Below are 17,128 nucleotides of genomic sequence, written 5' to 3'. Positions count from 1 at the left end.
ACGCCGGGACCCGTCAGGACATCGGCAGGAGTCAGGACGCCGCGCGACCCAGGGCCTCGGTGAGGCAGGTGACCAGGTCCTCGGCGGGCTCGATGCCCACGCTCATCCGGATCATCGACTCGGTGACGCCGGCGTCGGCCTTGGCCTTCTCGCTCATCGCGGCGTGGGTCATCGTGGCCGGGTGGCAGACCAGGGACTCGACGCCGCCCAGGGACTCCGCCAGGGTGAACCCGCGCAGGCCGTCGAGGAAGCGGCGCACGGCGTCCAGCCCGCCGGCCAGTTCGAAGCTGAGGAGGGAGCCGGGGCCGTCCTGCTGCCGGGCGGCCAGATCGTGGCCGGGGTGGTCGGCCAGGCCGGGCCAGTGCACCGCGGTGACCGCCGGGTGGCAGGTGAGGGTGTCGACGATTCGTCGGGTGTTCTCGGCGTGCACCCGCAGCCTGGCGTCCAGGGTCCGCAGTCCGCGCAGGGTCAGCCAGGAGTCGAATGGGGATGCCGTGACGCCGATGACATTGGCGTGGTAGGCGATCCTCTCGGCCCCCTCGGTGGTGGCCGAGGCCACCGAGCCGCCGACCACATCGGAGTGGCCGTTGATGAACTTCGTGTCGGAGGCCACCACGTAGTCGGCGCCCAGGGTGAGGGGACGCTGCAGCAGCGGGGAGCAGAAGGTGTTGTCGACCGCCACCACCGCGCCGGCCTCGTGTCCCAGGCGGGAGACCTCGGCGATGTCGGTGATGCGCAGCAGCGGGTTGGACGGCGTCTCCACCAGCACCAGGTCGGTGTGCACGGGGGCTCCGTCGAACTGTCCGAGGGCCTGCGTGAGATGGTCCGGATCGGTCTGGTCGACCCAGTCGACGGTCAGTCTGCCGGTCTGCGACCAGGTGTCCAGCAGCCGCCAGGTGCCGCCGTAGCAGTCGTGCGGGGCGATGACATGGCCGCCGACCGGCACGGTGGTCTCGATCAGCAGGGTGATCGCCGCCATTCCGGAGGAGGTCACGGTGGCTCCCGAGGCGTGCTCCAGGGTGGCCAGCGCCTCGCCCAGCAGGTCGCGGGTGGGATTGTGCCCACGGGAGTAGTCGAACTGGGGACGCCCGTCGAGTCCGGAGAAGACGTAGTTGGTCGACAGGTACAGCGGGGGGACGACCGCACTGCGCAGTTCGGGGGCGGCGATGCCGGCGGTGAGCCCGCGCATCCGCTCCGACAGCCCCTCCCGTGCCGGGGTCCCCGACAGGGGGGTGGCCAGATGCCGGTCGTCTGAACTCATGAGACTCTCCTCGCAGATGAAGCGGTTCGCTCGCTGAGACTGTATCGGTCCGGTCGCCGGGGGGAGGCGTCCTCGTCCGGGGACTGTCGCCCCGGTGCCAGGGCCGGGCGGCCGCCGTCCGGCTCGACCGGGGTGGATGGTCCGCGGTGCTGCAGCACACCACCAGACTCTGCCGGACACCGCCAGATCCATAATTATGTGAAATTCTCAGATTTTCTTTCGTTTTCATTCAGCTTCGGTTACAGTGACAGGGACCTTCATCCCACGTCATCCGCCATGGAGGGTGATTCATGTCCACGTCGACCCCAACCGGTCCCCGACGAGCGCTCGACGAGAGCGCCTCTCACGATCTCGGCACCGAGGCCTCCGACGACAGCCTGCTGGAACCCCTCGACGCCGCACCGCGCCGCGCCCGGCCGCGACTGGCCACCCGGGTGAGACGACGGGCGGTGGTCGGCGTCACCGCGGTGGCCGCCCTGGCCGTCATCGGCTCGGGGGTGGTCGCCGGGGCGAACGGGGGATCGGGGGTCGCCGACCGGGCCGAGGCCCCCGCCGCCTGGACCACTACGGCCACGCCCGCCTCCGAGGGATCCACCGCCTCGGCCACCCCGTCGAGGGGGGAGCGTTCGCGCACCGGTGGCATCAGCCGCTCCGACGCCTCCCGCCCGCCGGTCACGACGTCGGCCCGGGCGACCGAGATGGGACGGCTCACCGCCTCTGCCAGCCCGACCCGCGCCACGACCAAGCCCAGTGCGACGGCCACCCCGACCCGCACGAAGACGACGACCAGGACTAAGGCGACGACCTCACCTTCGGCGACCAGGACCACGACCAAGGCTCCGACCCGGAGCGCGTCGAAGGTCTCCATCGGCGACACCTCGGGACTGGCCGCCATCACGGTCGCCTTGATGAGGGCGGTCAAGGCCCGCTACCCGCAGGTCAGTCTGCTGACCGCCGGTTCTCAGGATCACGCCACCGGACACGCGGTCGACATCATGGTCTCCGGCGGGATGGGCGACGAGATCGCCGCCTACGTCCGCGCCAATGCCTCCAGCCTGGAAGTGCACTACATCATCTGGAGCCAGAAGATCTGGAACGTTCAGCGCTCCTCGGAGGGCTGGCGTCCGATGTCGGACCGCGGTTCGACGACCGCCAACCACTATGACCACGTCCACGTCTCGGTGAGCTGACCCGACAGGTCCCGATCCCGGCACGCCCTGACCGGTCCGGGCCGTCCGTCGCCAGTGGTGGCCGGCCACGGCTGGGACCGGTGCGACCCGCACCATCGGGCGACCACTGAGCGGACAGCACGCGGCGTCCCCGAACCACAGGTTCGGGGGCGCCGCCGTGTCTCCAGGAGTCGGTCAGACCTTCTGGGTCATGCCGTCATTCAGCTCACCGGGTTGGAGATCCGCTCGCCGGACTCCTTGCTGAACACGTGCACCGTCGTCGGGTCGACGCCCAGACGGACCTGTGCGCCGTGCTGCGGGGGACGCCGCGAGGAGATCCGGGCCACGATCTGGTGACCCTCGCCGTCCTCGAGGTTCGCCGCCCGGCCGGAGCCGGTGAGCGAGCCGTAGAGGTAGGCGTCGGAGCCGAGCTCCTCGACCACCGCGACATCCAGCGGGATGCCCTCGTCGGCCAGGGAGAAGTTCTCCGGGCGGATACCGAGGGTGAAGCTCGTCTCGTTCGGGGCCTTGTCCAGCACCTCACGAGCCACCGGCACGACGAAGTCGCCGACCTTGATGCCGCCGTCGACCCGGGTGCCGTCGATGAGGTTCATGGCCGGAGAGCCGATGAACCCGGCGACGAAGAGGTTCGCGGGGGCGTCGTAGAGGGTGATCGGGGTGTCGACCTGCTGCAGCAGGCCGTCGCGCATCACGGCGACCCGGTCGCCCATCGTCATGGCCTCGACCTGGTCGTGGGTCACGTAGACGGTGGTGACTCCCAGACGCTGCTGGAGGGCCGCGATCTGGGTACGGGTCTGGACACGCAGCTTGGCGTCCAGGTTGGACAGCGGCTCATCCATCAGGAAGACCTGAGGGTTGCGCACGATGGCGCGACCCATCGCGACACGCTGCCGCTGGCCACCGGAGAGGGCCTTCGGCTTGCGGTTGAGGAAGTCCTCCAGGCCCAGCAGCTTGGCGGCCTCGAGGACCCGCTGCTGACGCTCGGCCTTCGGCACGTTCTGCATCTTCAGCGCGAAGCCCATGTTGTCCGCGACAGTCATGTGGGGGTACAGCGCGTAGTTCTGGAAGACCATGGCGATGTCACGGTCCTTCGGCGGGAGGTCGGTGACATCCCGATCCCCGATCCAGATGCTTCCCGCGTTGACCTCTTCCAGGCCGGCCAGCATTCTCAGCGAGGTGGACTTGCCACAGCCGGACGGTCCGACGAGAACCATGAACTCGCCGTCACCGATATCGAGATTCAGCTTGCTGACAGCCGCGCGATCCGTGCCCGGGTAGACGCGGGTCGCCTCCTTGTACTGAACAGTTGCCATGTCGGCTGTTCCTTTCCACGGGCAGGTACGTGCCCGACGATCCGTAGTGGAAGTTGGCGGCCAGGCGGCCGCCGGGGCCCGGTCAGGCGCAGCACCTCACCGGTCAGTCCTGAGCATAGCTGCTCGGGGGGAGATCGAGGCAGACCGGCACCGAAATCCCGGACGGCGTCCGCCGCGCCGTGATCAGGCCTTGTCGGACAGGGCTGCGTCGACGTCCTCGGAACCCGCCGGGCGCGTCCCCGGGTCCATGAATCCGGGCTTGGCGAAGAACACCGCGGCGATCACTCCGACCATCATGACGATCGCCGGGAGGACGACGGTCTGTGCCATGGCGGTGGTGAACGGAGCCTTCAGGAAGGCCGGCAGGGAGGCGGCGTCACCCATCCCGGCGGCGCCGTGGCCGCCCCGACCACCGGTCGCCGCCGACAGCTGGGTGCTGATCCGGTTGGTCATCAGCGCCGCCACGGCGGCCGACCCGATCACCGAGCCCAGCTGCCGGGTGGCGTTGAACACCCCGGATCCCGCGCCGGCCAGGTGAAGAGGCAGGTTGCGGGTCGCGGTGGCCGAGATCGGTCCCCACACGAAGGCGCTGCCGAGTCCCATCACGGCCGAGGGCAGGAGAAGCCAGCCCCATCCGACGGTGGGCGACAGGAGCGTCGCGTAGAGCCACATCCCCACAGACATCAGCGCCATGCCCGGCCCCGCGAGCAGAGCGGGGTGGACGCGGTCGGTGAGGCGTCCGGCCGGTGCGGCCAGGACCAGTCCCAGGATCGAGGAGGGTGCGGTCATCAGCGCTGACTCGGTCGGCCGCATGCCGTGGACGAGCTGGAAGTAGTAGATGAGGGGGACGAACAGCGAGGTCACCGCCAGACCGACGGCCGCGATCGCCAGATTCGCCAGGGAGAAGTTGCGGTCGCTGAACAGATTGAGCGGCAGCAACGGCTCATTGCGGTTGACGGCCTGCCACCACACGAACAGGCCCATCACCACGACGCCGGCGATGATCCCGGCCCACACCCAACCGTTCCACTGGTAGCTGTTGCCCTCCTGGAGGCTGAAGACGAGCAGGAACATGGCCGTCCCCGAGATGGCGACGCCCAGCCAGTCGAACTGGTGGGTGCGCAGCTCCAGGTTCGGTACCAGCCGGGTGACCAGGACCAGTCCGACGATGCCGATCGGCACGTTGACGAAGAAGATCCACTCCCAGCCGAGGGCGTCGACCAGGACGCCGCCGAGGATCGGTCCGATGAGGGTGCCGACCCCTGCGGTGGCACCCCACAGGGCCATCGCGCCACCGCGGTTCTCCCGCGGGAAGGTGCGGGTGAGGACGGCCATCGGCTGGGGAGCCATCACGGCAGCGCCGAGGCCCTGGACGGCCCGGGCGATGATGAGGTTGGTGATCCCGCTGCCCGGCAGAAGGTTGGACAGGCCGCACCACAGGGAGGCCAGGGTGAAGATCACCAGGCCGATCAGGTAGACCTTCTTGGGGCCGAACCGGTCGCCCAGTCGACCGGTGACCAGCAGCGGGACGGCGTAGGCCAGCAGATATGCGCTGGTCACCCACAGCACCCCGGTGGTGGAGGTCTCCAGTCCCCGCTGGATGGAGGGGTTGGCGACCGACACGATGGTGGTGTCGATGAGGATCATGAAGAAGCCGATGAGCATCGCCCACAGGGATGGCCACGGCCTGGTCTGATCGCCGCGCTGGAGTTCTGTCATCGAGGTCCTGTTCTGTCTCACTGGTAATGCGGGTTCGGGGGCCACGCGATGCTACTCCGCAGTCCCGCCAGGTCCGAGCGGGCGAGTGTTCCCCCTGAGCGGACGACGTCCGCACACCGGGGCGGAGAGGGTCGGCTCCTGCTGGGGACGGACGGCTAGCTGTACTTCCCCGTGAGGTTGTGAACACGTTCTGAGGGGGTCTGGCCGCCGATACCGGTGTGGGGTCTGTGGTGATTGTAGTGATGCAACCATTCCGTGTAGGCCGCTTCGCGTTCAGTTTCACTGGTGTAGTCGCGGGCGTAGGCCCACTCGGCGGCCAGGGACCGGTTGAACCGTTCGACCTTCCCATTGGTCTGAGGCCGGTAAGGCCGGGTCCACTTGTGACCGATCTTGGCGTCGTCGAGGACCTGGCTGAAGACCCGGGACCGGTAGCAGGCCCCGTTGTCGGTCATCACGGCCTTTACGGCGACCCCGATGGATTCGAAGAAGGTCAGAGCCCGGGTCATGAACCCCGCAGCGGTCTCCTTCTTCTCGTCGTCACAGATCTCGGAGTAGGCGACTCTGGAGTGATCGTCGACGGCGTGATGAAGATACCGGTAGCCCCGAGATGCGGGCGCGCCCGCCCGCGCGGCGCGGTCTCCTGCGGCCCGTGCCGTTCGGTCCTGGACCGATCCGCGCCCGAAGGCCCGCCAGCCGCCCCCGTCGGGGATACGGCCCTGCTTCTTGATGTCGACGTGGATCAGGTCCCCGGGGGCCTGTTTCTCGTAGCGGACAGGGTCGGGGCGGCGCACGGGCAGGCCCGTGGCCTGATCGGTGTTGGCCAGCACAGGCATGTGGTAGCGCTCCAGGACACGCCCCACGGTGGAGCGGGGAATGTGCAGGTGGTAGGCGATCCGATGAGGCCCCCACCGCCGGGTGAACCGCAGCCCGACGATCCGGTGCTCGGTGCGCCGCGACAACCGGTTGGGGCTGTGAGCCGGCCGGGAGGAGTGATCGATCAGCGGCTGGCCGGCACGATAGCGATCGGCCCAGCGTTTCGCGGTGGCCGGACTCACCTGGAAGCGCTCAGCAGCCCGTCTCAGGGGCCAGCCGTCGTCGACGATGCAGGCGGCCAGCCGGAGCCTTCCAGCGGGGGTCAGGGGTGCGTTAGCGTGGGTCACGGAGGCCTCCGGTTCCTGGATGCGTGTGTGGTAACCCACATCCTGCCGGAGGCCTCCCCCCTCAGCTCAACTGTTCACAACGTCCCGGGGAAGTACAGCTAGCACTCGACGATGTTCACCGCGAGGCCGCCGCGGGCGGTCTCCTTGTACTTCCTCTTCATGTCGCGACCGGTCTGCATCATGGTCCGGATCACCTGGTCCAGACTCACGATCTGCTGCTCGTCGCCGGCGCAGGCCAGCCGCGCCGCGGTGAGGGCCTTGATGGCGCCCACCGCGTTCCGCTCGATGCAGGGGATCTGCACCAGTCCGCCCACCGGGTCGCAGGTGAGCCCCAGATGGTGCTCCAGCCCGATCTCGGCGGCATTGCACACCTGATGGACGGTGCCGCCCAGCACCTGGGTCAGACCGGCCGCCGCGATCGAGCAGGCCACTCCGACCTCCCCCTGGCAGCCCACCTCCGCTCCCGAGATCGACGCCGACTGCTGGAAGATCGTCCCGATCGCACCGGCGGCCAGAAGAAACGCCACGATGGCGTCGTCGTCCTCGGTCCCCACCCCCGGCGTCCCGGAGTCGGTCACCCGATCGACAACCAGGTAGCGGACCACCAGATGCAGGGCCGCCGGGACGATTCCCGCCGCACCGTTGGTCGGGGCGGTCACCACCCTGCCGCCGGCCGCGTTCTCCTCGTTGACCGCCAGCGCCCACACCGTCAGCCAGTCCAGCGCGCCGAAGGGCTCGGGAGACCCGGGTACGCGCCGCTCCCGGGCCTCCAGATCGCGGCGCATCTTCATGGCCCGTCGTCGCACGTGCAGACCGCCCGGAAGCACCCCGGACCTGGAGGTGCCGCGCTCCACGCAGTCGTGCATCACCTCCCAGATGTGCAGCAGCCCCTCGCGCACCCGCTCCTCGGCCCGCCCCGGATCCTCGGACCGCAACGAGACCTCATTGGCCATCGTCACCTCGGGAATGCTCATGCGGTTGTCGACGCAGTGCTCCAGCAGCTGCGCCCCGGTGCGGAACGGGAAGGGCACCGGGGTGGAGTCCGGCACCACAGCGGGATGCCCGTCATCGCCGTGCTCGACGACGAAGCCTCCGCCGATCGAGTAGAAGGTCCGCTCGTCGACCACGCCGTCGTCGGCCCAGGCCGTGAAGATCATGCCGTTCGGGTGGAAGGGCAGCGACCGGGTGCGATAGAGAACGAGATCCTCATCGGCGTCGAAGCCGATCTCCAGTGACTCGTCGGGCCGTGCGGCATTGAGGGCGATCCGCCCCGAGGTGCGGATCATCGCCTCACGCGGGCGCATCGCGTCGGTGTCCACCGTCGCCGGGTCCTCGCCCTCCAGACCCAGCAGCACGGCCCCCTCCGAGCCGTGCCCGTGACCGGTCGACCCCAGGGATCCGAAGAGCTGCGCCCGTACCCGTGTCAGCTCCCTGTACCGGGGATCCGATGCCAGATCGCCGGCAAAGACCCGGGCCGCCCTCATGGGTCCCACCGTGTGGGAACTCGACGGCCCGATGCCGATCTTGAAGATGTCGAACACACTCACAGCCACGCACTCATTATCGGCAGGGGGCAACCCCCTTGCATCCCCTGGCCGCAAGTTCGCGGGATTCAGGTCGGCCGGGCTGGCCTCAGCCCTCGCGACCCCCGGAACTCAAGTTCGTGGGCGGCATGGTCTGCGGGGCGGGCCTCAGCCGTCGCGACCCCCGGGACTCAAGTTCGGAGCGAGGTGGGGATTCTGCATCCCAACACGCCGTCCCAGCGCCCGCCAGAGCTGGGGGACGGCGTGTTGGGAGGAGAAACCCCCGAGGGAGAGGGCGGTCGGGGGGCGGGAGGGGGATGTGCGGGCGGACCTGCGCGGTGACCGGATGGTGGGAATCCCGCCGAGCCTGTTGACAACTGCCGCCCTCTGCGCTGAGAGTGGAGCTGTTCATTTGAAAGACCCTTTCGAAAAGGGCTTTTGTAACCATCGTGTTTCAGCTTCGACACCGGGAGGGGCCATGGTCAGCAGCGATCAGGAGGCCAAGCGCGCCAGGGCCGACGTCGTCCTCGCGGCGCTGCGCCACACGAGCCCCGCCACCGTCCGGGACCTCGTCACGAAGACCGGTTTCTCCCGCCCGACCGTCATCTCCCTGCTGGGCGCCCTCGAATCGCACGGCGTCGTCCGCCAGTCGCAGGGCGGTGCCGGGAACGCCGTCGGACGCCCCGCGGCCAGCTGGGAGATCGAGCCCGCGGCGGGCATCATCGTCGCCGCCGACGTCCTGGTGAGCTCGGCCCTGGTGGTCGTCGCCTCCATCCACGGCGGGATCCTGTCCGCCCGGACCGTTGCGATCCACTCCCAGCAGCGCGAGGCACGGCTGGCGGAGGTGAGCGAGATGATCGCCGAGGCGGCGGGCCGCCAGGCCCCCGGTCACGGCGCCCTGCGCCAGATTGCCATCTCCACCACCGGCGTCATCGACGGCGACGGCGTCATCCAGCGCAGCGACCTCGTCCCGCAGTGGAACGGCCTGCCGCTGGCCGCCGAGATCTCCTCTCGGCTGGGGGTCCCCGTCGCCGTCGACAACGACATCAACATGGCGGCCCTCGGCGAGTTCTCCGCCAGACGCCAGGCCGGGTCCATCGCCCCCGACGCCGACCTGCTCATGGTGCAGATGACCCGCGGCTTCAACACCGGCCTGGTGCTGGGCGGGCGGGTCCACCACGGCCGGCAGTGGAACGCCGGCGAGGTGAGCGACATCCTCGGCCAGCCCCTCGACAAGTTCGACAGCCCCACCGACGAGTGGGTCGAGAGCGCGGCTGTGGCCATCGGCTCGATGGCCGCCGTCATCGATCCGGACCTCATCGTCATCACGGGCCCGACCCCGGCCTCCCTGCTGGCCATCCGCCGTGTCGTCGCCCGGCTTATCAGCAACCGCCCGGTCGGCGCCCCGCCGCTTCCCGCGGAGGTCTCCGGGCTCGGCTGGGCCGCCTCGGTCTCGGGTGCCCTGGCCGTCGCCCTGCACACCGCCGCCGGCACCCTCCTGGGCATTCCGGACCCTCGGCCGGTGCCTTTCCGGAATTTCGATCTCGTCACAGCAGAACTTGAGAAAGGACCTCACTCCACAATGACGACCACCGTCCCCTCGCAGCTTCGCACCGACACCCTCAGAGTGGGGGTCGTCGGGGTCGGCGCCCGGGCCAGCCTCGCTCTGAACTCCGAACTCGAGGAGAACAACGGCGCGATCACCGCCGTCGCCGAGCCCCACCACCTGGCCCGCGAGCGGGTCGTCTCCCGGCTCAAGAAGGACCCCGACGAGATCTCCATCAGCCCCGACGTCGACGGGCTCATCAAGGCCGGGGTCGACGTCGCCTTCGTCACCTCTCCGGACGACACTCACGCCGACGCCACCTGCGCGCTGCTGGAGGCCGGCATCCCGGTCTATCTGGAGAAGCCGCTGGCCATCACCCTCGACTCGGCCACCCGCGTCCTGACCACCGCCTACGAAACCGGCACCAAGCTCTACGTCGGCCACAACATGCGCCACATGAACGTCGTTCGCTCGATGCGCGACCTCATCCGCACCGGGCGGATCGGCGAGGTCAAGGCCATCTGGTGCCGCCACTTCGTCGGCAACGGCGGCGACTACTACTTCAAGGACTGGCACGCCACCCGCGAGCACGGCACCGGCCTCCTGCTCCAGAAGGCGGCCCACGACATCGACGTCATGCACTGGTTCGCCGACTCCCACACCACAGACGTCGTGGCCATGGGCGGCCAGACCCTCTACAACCAGGTCTCCGACCGCCGCGACAACACCGACGACCTGATGGTCGACTGGTTCTCCCACGACAACTGGCCCCCGCTCACCCAGAAGGGGCTCAACCCGGTCATCGACGTCGAGGACCTCTCGATGATGCTTATGAGGATGGAGTCCGGCGTCTTCGCCTCCTACGAGCAGTGCCACTACACCCCCGACTACTGGCGCAACTACACCGTCATCGGCACCGAGGGCCGCATCGAGAACTTCGGTGACGGCGAGGGCGGGCTCATCCGGCTGTGGAACCACCGCACCGAGTACAGCGCCGAGGGGGACGAGCAGTTCCCGATCCTCGGGGACGCCAACGGCCACGGGGACGCCGACGTGCTCACCGTCACCGAGTTCATCCGGTTCGTTCGCAGCGGCGCCCGCACCGACACCTCCCCCCTGGGCGCCTGGTATGCGGTCGCGGCCGGTATCCAGGCCACAGACTCGCTGCGGCACGGTTCGACGCCGCGGCAGATCCCGTCGCTCCCTGGCGAGATCGTCACGTATTTCCTCAACAATCAGGTCAAGTGACCTCGGGAAAGCAAGGAGAAGACCATGAAGAGGCGTAGTTTCCTCACCGGAGCGGCAGCGCTCGCCGCAATGGCCGTGGCCGGATGCGGGTCGAAGGAGAGCGGGTCGCCCTCGGCGGCCGCATCCATCGACGCGAACACCTCCGCCACCCTGACCCTGGCGTACTGGGACAAGAACCAGACCCCGACCGTCCAGGCCAACATCAAGAGCTTCAACGCGAAGTACCCGAAGATCAAGATCCGGACGAATCTGACGGCCTACGCGGACTACTGGACCAAGATGAAGACCCAGGCGCAGGGCGGGGAACTGCCCGACGTCATGTGGATGAACGGCCCGAACATCCAGCTCTACGCCTCCAACAACATGCTCGAGCCGCTCGACTCGATCACCTCCCAGGGCGTCGACTGGAAGAACTACCCCGACGCCCTGGTGACGCTCTACACCTACGACGGCAAGCACTACGGCGTCCCGAAGGACTACGACACCATCGGCGTCTTCTACAACAAGGACCTGTTCAAGCAGGCGGGGGTGGAGGAGCCCAAGGCCGACTGGACCTGGGACGACTTCCACGACAAGGCCAAGAAGATCTCCGACTGGGGCAAGTCGAAGGGCATCTACGGCTGCGCCACCACCATCAACGGCGACGGACAGGGCACCTACTACAACACGATCGCCCAGGCCGGCGGCTACGTCATCAAGGACGGCAAGTCCGGCTACGACGACCCGAAGTCCATCGAGGGTCTGCAGTGTTGGGCCGACTGGATCAAGGACGGCTCGGTGGCCTCCGCCAAGATCGTCACCGACACCAAGCCCGACGTCATGTTCGAGAACGGCAAATCCGCCATGTTCTGGTCCGGGGACTGGATGGCCTCTCAGCTGGCCGCCGACCTCAAGGGCAAGGAGGACAAGTTCGGGGTCATCGACCTGCCCAAGAAGGAGAAGAAGGGCACCATCATTCACGGCCTGGCGTGGGCCGTCTCCCAGAAGTCGAAGAACAAGGCCGCAGCCATCGCGCTGGCCGCCCACATGAGCTCCAAGGAGGCCCATGAGGTGGAGGCCAAGAACGGCACCGCCATCCCGGCCTTCAATGACACCCAGGACGCCTGGGTGAAGGCCTTCCCGAAGTTGAACATGCAGCTGTTCATCGACGCCGCCAATGACTACGCGGTCACCTACCCGGTGAGCAAGAACACCGACGTCTGGGCCAACAAGGAGGCCGACATCCTGGTGCCGGCCTTCGACGGCTCGACGACCGTCAAGGCCGCGGCCAAGCAGATGGCCGACTTCATGAACGCTGAGCTGGCCAAGGAGAAGTGATGTCCGAAGCTGGTGCGCGGGGCGCCACCGCCCCGCGCCCCGGCTCCGCCAGCCCGAAGGGCCGGCGCCGCCGGGGCTCTCCCACAAGCGTCGGAGCCTGGCCCGTCGCCTTCATCGGCCTGCTCATGCTGGGCGTCGCGGTCTTCTACTACTGGCCCATCGTGAAGAACATCATCACGTCCTTCCAACAGACCAACGCCTTCGGCGGCGACCCCCAGTTCGTCGGCCTTGACAACTACAAGTCCCTGTTCGCCGAGCCCGAGATCGGCTCGGCGATCGGCAACACCCTGCTGTACACGCTGATCCTGCTCATCGGGGTGCCGCTGTCGGTGGCCATCGCCTCGATGGTGGAGCTGCCCGGGCTGCGCGGCAAGAGCGTGTACCGGATGATCTACTTCCTGCCCTACCTGGCCATGCCGATGGCCGTGGCCCAGGTGTGGAAGGTGCTCTACAACGGCAACTTCGGACTCATCAACCAGTTCCTGAGAGTCGTCGGCGTCGACGACCCGCCGTACTGGATCGTCACTCCCGGATTCGCGATCGTGGCCGTCTCGGTCTTCGGCCTGTGGTGCTCGATCGGGTTCAACGTCATCATCCTGTCCAGCGGTCTCAAGGGCATTCCCAGAGAGCTCTACGAGGCCGCTTCGATCGACGGGGCCACCGGCGTCAAGCAGTTCCGCTGGGTGACCGTGCCGCTGCTCACCCCGTCGATCTTCTTCCTGTCCATCACCACGACGATCGGCGGTTTCCAGCTCTTCGACGCGCTCTTCGCGATGATCGGGAGAGGCAACCCGGCCGAACCGAAGACCCGTTCCCTGGTCTCGCTGTTCTACCGGCAGGCCTTCGTCGACAGCAATCAGGGGGCCGGCGCCGCCACCGCGATCGTCATCCTGCTCTTCGTGGCGATCGTCACGGTGATCCAGTTCATCGGCCAGAAGAAGTGGGTGAACTATGTCTGACTCGATGATCCAGACCCCGGGCGCCTCGGCCTCCGGTGTGAGCACGCCACTGGTGAGCACCGACGTCACCGGCGAGTACAGCCGCGAAGAGATCGCCCGGATGGCGAAGAAGCAGGGGCACGTCTCCCAGAAGCGCTACCTGCCGGTCCACATCCTGCTGATCCTCGGCGGGATCGTGATGGTCTTTCCGTTCGTCTACCAGATCCTCATGTCGCTCTCGACGAATGCGCAGATCCAGGCGGTGCCGCCGAAATTCATCCCGGAGCACTGGAAGTGGAGCAACTACTCCGACGTCTTCGCGAAGCTGCCCTTCCTGCACCAGTTCTGGGTGTCGATCGAGATCACCGTGCTGAGGACTGTCGTCCAGCTGCTGCTGTGCTCGATGGCCGGCTACGCCTTCGCCCGGATGCGGTTCAAGGGTCGCGGTCTGCTCTTCGGTCTGCTGCTGGCCATCCTCATGGTGCCCGGCCAGTCCTACCTCATCGGCCAGTACCAGGTGGTTCAGAATCTGGGCCTGCTGGAGACGCCGTGGGGCATCGTGCTGCCCGGGTTCTTCTCGGCCTTCGGCGTCTTCCTCATGAGGCAGGCCTTCATGAGCCTGCCCATGGAACTGGAGGAGGCCGCCCGGCTGGACGGCTGCAACCCGTGGCAGACCTTCTGGAGGGTGATGTTCCCGTTGGTCAACCCGAGCCTCTTCGCGGTGATGATCACCACCGTGCTGTGGTCCTGGAACGACCTGCTGTGGCCGCTGATCGTCACCACCCGTGAGGAGTCGATGCCGCTGAGCGTCGGCATCGCCACCCTGGCCGGCCAGCATTCCACCGACTACGCCCTCATGATGGCGGCCTCGACGATGGCGATGGCGCCCATCTTCATTCTCTTCTTCTCCATGCAGAAGAGGGTCATCGAGGGACTGGCGACCTCGGGCCTCAAGGGCTGAGACCCGGCCGCGTCGCTGCAGCGGCGGCCCTGACGGCCTCGTCGCTGCAGCGGCGGCTCCGACGGCATAGTGTGTGCCGTACGGGACCGCCGTGGCTGTCGGCCCTTGTGGTCGACGACTTCTTGTCGCCTGACAGGTACATGGAGGTACTGATGAAGGCTCTGGTGAAGACCCGCCCCGCCCCGGGGCTGGACCTCGTCGACGTCCCCGAGCCGGTGGCCGGCCCCAACGAGGTGCTCATCAAGGTGATGCGCACCGGGATCTGCGGCACCGACGTCCACATCGACCGGTGGGACGGCTGGGCCCGGCACCGGGTCACGACCCCTCGGATCGTCGGCCACGAGTTCTGCGGCAGGATCGTCGACCTCGGATCGGCGGTCGTCGACCTGGAGATCGGCCAGTTCGTCTCCGGGGAGGGGCACTACGTCTGCGGACGGTGCCGGGCCTGTCTGGCCGGGGAACGGCACCTGTGCCGCAACACCAGGGGCATCGGCTATGCCATCGACGGCGCCTACTGCCAGTACTTCGCGATGCCGGCCTCCAATGTCTGGGTGCACCACATCGCCGGACTCGACCCCGATGTCGCCGCGATCTTCGACCCCTTCGGCAACGCCGTCCACACCGCCCTCCAGTTCCCCTGCCTGGCCGAGGACGTGCTGGTCTCGGGGGCCGGGCCGATCGGCATCATGGCCGCCCTGGTCGCCCAGTTCCAGGGGGCCCGCAATGTCGTCGTCGCCGACGTCTCCCCGCAGAGGCTGGCCCTGGCCCGAGCCCTGGGCCTGGGCAACACCGTCGACGTCTCCCGCGAACCGCTGGCAGGGGTGTGGGACCGGTTCGACATGAGGGAGGGGTTCGACATCGGACTGGAGATGTCGGGATCGGCCTCCTCCCTCACCGCGATGATCGCCAACATGGCCCACGGCGGGCGGATCGCCCTGCTCGGCACTCCCACCGCCCCCACCGAGGTGGACATCGAGAAGGTGATCTTCTCGATGCTCACCCTGCAGGGAGTCACCGGCCGGCAGATCTTCGAGACCTGGTACGCGATGGCCTCCCTGCTGCGCTCCGGGCTGGACATCTCCGGGGTGATCACCGACCGGGTCCCGGTCACCGAGTACCGCCGGGCCTTCGACATCGCCGGCAACGGCCGGTCCGGGAAGGTCGTCATGAACTGGGAGGCGCTCGACTGAGCGGTCGGTCGCCGGGAAGGAGCCGACAGGAGACTGCCGGCCGAGAGATTGGGAGAAGGTACCCCGTGTACGGAGAAGTCAGGGACCAACTGACCGGCCAACTCGACGCCCTCAGGAAGGAGGGCCTGTTCAAGACCGAGGACGCGCTGACCAGCCCCCAGTCGGCGTCGATCACGGTGGCCGACGGTCGCCGGGTGATCAACCTGTGCGCCAACAACTACCTCGGCCTGGCGGACTCGCCGACCCTCATCGCAGCGGCCGCGAAGGCCCTGGACACCTGGGGATTCGGGATGGCCTCGGTGCGGTTCATCTGCGGCACCCAGACCCTGCACCAGCAGCTGGAACAGGCGATCACCGAGTTCCTCCATCCCGACGACCCGCAGTCCTGGGACACCATCCTCTACTCGTCCTGCTTCGACGCCAACGGCGGGCTCTTCGAACCGCTGTTCGGGGCCGACGACGTCATCATCTCCGATGAGCTCAACCACGCCTCGATCATCGACGGGGTCCGGCTCTCCCGGGCCCGTCGGCTGCGCTACCGCAACCAGGACATGGCCGATCTGGAGGATCAGCTGCGCGACGCCGCCGGGGCGCGACGAGTGGTGATCGCCACCGACGGCGTCTTCTCGATGGACGGCTTCGTCGCCCCGCTGCCGCAGATCTGCGACCTCGCCGACAGGTACGGCGCGATGGTGATGGTCGACGACTCCCACGCGGTCGGACTGGTCGGGGCCACCGGAGCCGGGACGCCGGAGCACTGGGGAGTGCGCGACCGGGTCGACATCCTCACCGGAACCCTCGGCAAGGCCCTGGGCGGAGCCTCCGGCGGCTACACCTGCTCCTACCGGGAGGTGGTGGAGACCCTGCGGCAGACGTCGCGGCCCTACCTCTTCTCCAACTCCCTGGCGCCTTCGATCGCGGCCGCCACCCTGGCCACCCTCGACCTGCTGCGCCGCTCGCCCGAACTGCTCGAGCGGCTGCGCGAGAACACCCGGTACTTCCGCTCGCAGATGACCCGGCGCGGATTCGACATCCCGGCGTCCGACCACCCGATCTGCCCGGTGATGATCGGCGATGCCGTCGCCGCGGCGCGGATGGCCGACGCGATGCTGGCCCGCGGGGTCTATGTGCGCGCCTTCTCCTACCCCGTGGTGCCGCGGGGCAGGGCGCGGATCCGCACCCAGATGTCGGCCGCCCTCGACCGCACCCAGATCGACCGGGCGATCCTCGCCTTCGAGCAGGCCAGGGAGGAGATCGACCCCTCCTCACCGTCGCGTGGAAAGGTGGGGTCATGACCACCTTCACAGTCCTCAACATTCGAGACGATCTTGCCGGCAAGGACGGCGAGCCGCCCGCGGTGGGCGGCTACCGGGTGCTCGTCGACCGGCTCTGGCCGCGCGGCATCAGCAAGGTTCGCGCCGCCCTCGACGCCCATCCCAAAGAGGTCGCCCCGAGCACCGAGCTGCGCAAGTGGTTCGGCCACGACCCCGCCAAGTTCGACGCCTTCGTCGAGCGCTACCGCCAGGAGCTCGAGGCTTCTGGCGCCGCCCGTGACCTCCTCGACGAGCTGGCCGACCAGGACGACGTCGACCTCCTATACGACGCCAAGGACCGCGAGCACAACAACGCGGTGGTCCTCAAGGCCGTCCTCGATGAGCTGGCCGCTGACCGGGGTTGAGCCGCTGACCTGCGCAGATGCCGGGCGACCGGGTCATTGCGGGGATGACGAGCCGACCGGGGCGAGCTCCGCTCCCGGGTATCG

General features: G+C 68.1%; 13 protein-coding genes. 8 read left to right on the top strand and 5 right to left on the bottom strand.

Annotated elements, in window-relative coordinates; all coding sequences use genetic code 11:
- Positions 1-31 precede the first annotated feature (31 nt).
- Positions 32-1,189, bottom strand: a complete 1,158-nt coding sequence (locus tag FEZ32_RS01905) for a trans-sulfuration enzyme family protein (RefSeq protein WP_138680815.1) — start codon at positions 1,187-1,189, stop codon at positions 32-34.
- Positions 1,190-1,551: 362 nt separating this feature from the next.
- Between FEZ32_RS01905 and FEZ32_RS01900 the strand changes: the two genes are divergently transcribed.
- On the top strand, positions 1,552-2,451 hold the full coding sequence (locus tag FEZ32_RS01900) for a VldE C-terminal domain-containing protein (RefSeq protein WP_138679768.1): 900 nt from the start codon (positions 1,552-1,554) through the stop codon (positions 2,449-2,451).
- A 200-nt stretch (positions 2,452-2,651) separates the two neighbouring features.
- Here the strand turns inward: FEZ32_RS01900 and FEZ32_RS01895 are convergent, their stop codons facing one another.
- From FEZ32_RS01895 to FEZ32_RS01880, 4 genes are all read right to left on the bottom strand, one after another.
- Positions 2,652-3,764, bottom strand: coding sequence for an ABC transporter ATP-binding protein (locus FEZ32_RS01895; RefSeq protein WP_138679767.1), 1,113 nt, complete (start codon positions 3,762-3,764; stop codon positions 2,652-2,654).
- 183 nt (positions 3,765-3,947) lie between these two features.
- Positions 3,948-5,483 (bottom strand): MFS transporter, encoded by a 1,536-nt coding sequence (locus FEZ32_RS01890; RefSeq protein ID WP_138679766.1) that lies wholly within the window; start codon positions 5,481-5,483, stop codon positions 3,948-3,950.
- A gap of 155 nt (positions 5,484-5,638) precedes the next feature.
- Positions 5,639-6,643: an IS481-like element ISPfr15 family transposase gene (locus FEZ32_RS01885; protein ID WP_138679765.1), complete on the bottom strand. Its 1,005-nt coding sequence runs from the start codon at positions 6,641-6,643 to the stop codon at positions 5,639-5,641.
- A gap of 98 nt (positions 6,644-6,741) precedes the next feature.
- Complete coding sequence (locus FEZ32_RS01880) at positions 6,742-8,196, bottom strand: L-serine ammonia-lyase (protein WP_138679764.1); 1,455 nt, start codon at positions 8,194-8,196, stop codon at positions 6,742-6,744.
- A gap of 448 nt (positions 8,197-8,644) precedes the next feature.
- Between FEZ32_RS01880 and FEZ32_RS01875 the strand changes: the two genes are divergently transcribed.
- The 7 genes from FEZ32_RS01875 to FEZ32_RS01845 all read left to right on the top strand — a co-directional run bounded on the left by FEZ32_RS01875 (position 8,645) and on the right by FEZ32_RS01845 (position 17,044).
- Positions 8,645-10,960 (top strand): ROK family protein, encoded by a 2,316-nt coding sequence (locus tag FEZ32_RS01875; protein ID WP_028703146.1) that lies wholly within the window; start codon positions 8,645-8,647, stop codon positions 10,958-10,960.
- A 24-nt stretch (positions 10,961-10,984) separates the two neighbouring features.
- Positions 10,985-12,277, top strand: coding sequence for an ABC transporter substrate-binding protein (locus FEZ32_RS01870; RefSeq protein WP_028703145.1), 1,293 nt, complete (start codon positions 10,985-10,987; stop codon positions 12,275-12,277).
- Positions 12,277-13,236, top strand: coding sequence for a carbohydrate ABC transporter permease (locus FEZ32_RS01865; protein WP_015069612.1), 960 nt, complete (start codon positions 12,277-12,279; stop codon positions 13,234-13,236). Before FEZ32_RS01870 ends, FEZ32_RS01865 begins: the two co-directional genes overlap by 1 nt.
- A 52-nt stretch (positions 13,237-13,288) precedes the next feature.
- The gene (locus FEZ32_RS01860) at positions 13,289-14,176 is read left to right on the top strand and encodes a carbohydrate ABC transporter permease (protein ID WP_028703144.1); all 888 of its coding nucleotides are present in this window, start codon (positions 13,289-13,291) and stop codon (positions 14,174-14,176) included.
- A gap of 152 nt (positions 14,177-14,328) precedes the next feature.
- Positions 14,329-15,366, top strand: a complete 1,038-nt coding sequence (gene tdh, locus FEZ32_RS01855) for an L-threonine 3-dehydrogenase (protein ID WP_138679763.1) — start codon at positions 14,329-14,331, stop codon at positions 15,364-15,366.
- Positions 15,367-15,431: 65 nt separating this feature from the next.
- Positions 15,432-16,661: a glycine C-acetyltransferase gene (locus FEZ32_RS01850; RefSeq protein ID WP_138679762.1), complete on the top strand. Its 1,230-nt coding sequence runs from the start codon at positions 15,432-15,434 to the stop codon at positions 16,659-16,661.
- A complete protein-coding gene (locus tag FEZ32_RS01845; RefSeq protein WP_097799304.1) occupies positions 16,658-17,044 on the top strand; it encodes a DUF488 domain-containing protein in 387 nt (128 codons plus the stop codon). Before FEZ32_RS01850 ends, FEZ32_RS01845 begins: the two co-directional genes overlap by 4 nt.
- Positions 17,045-17,128 lie beyond the last annotated feature (84 nt).

Origin of the sequence: Acidipropionibacterium jensenii (assembly GCF_005890135.1) — a bacterium.
GTDB classification, from domain to species: Bacteria; Actinomycetota; Actinomycetes; order Propionibacteriales; family Propionibacteriaceae; genus Acidipropionibacterium; species Acidipropionibacterium jensenii.
Note: the sequence above shows the minus strand (reverse complement) of the source record. Positions and strands in the feature narration are given on the sequence as shown.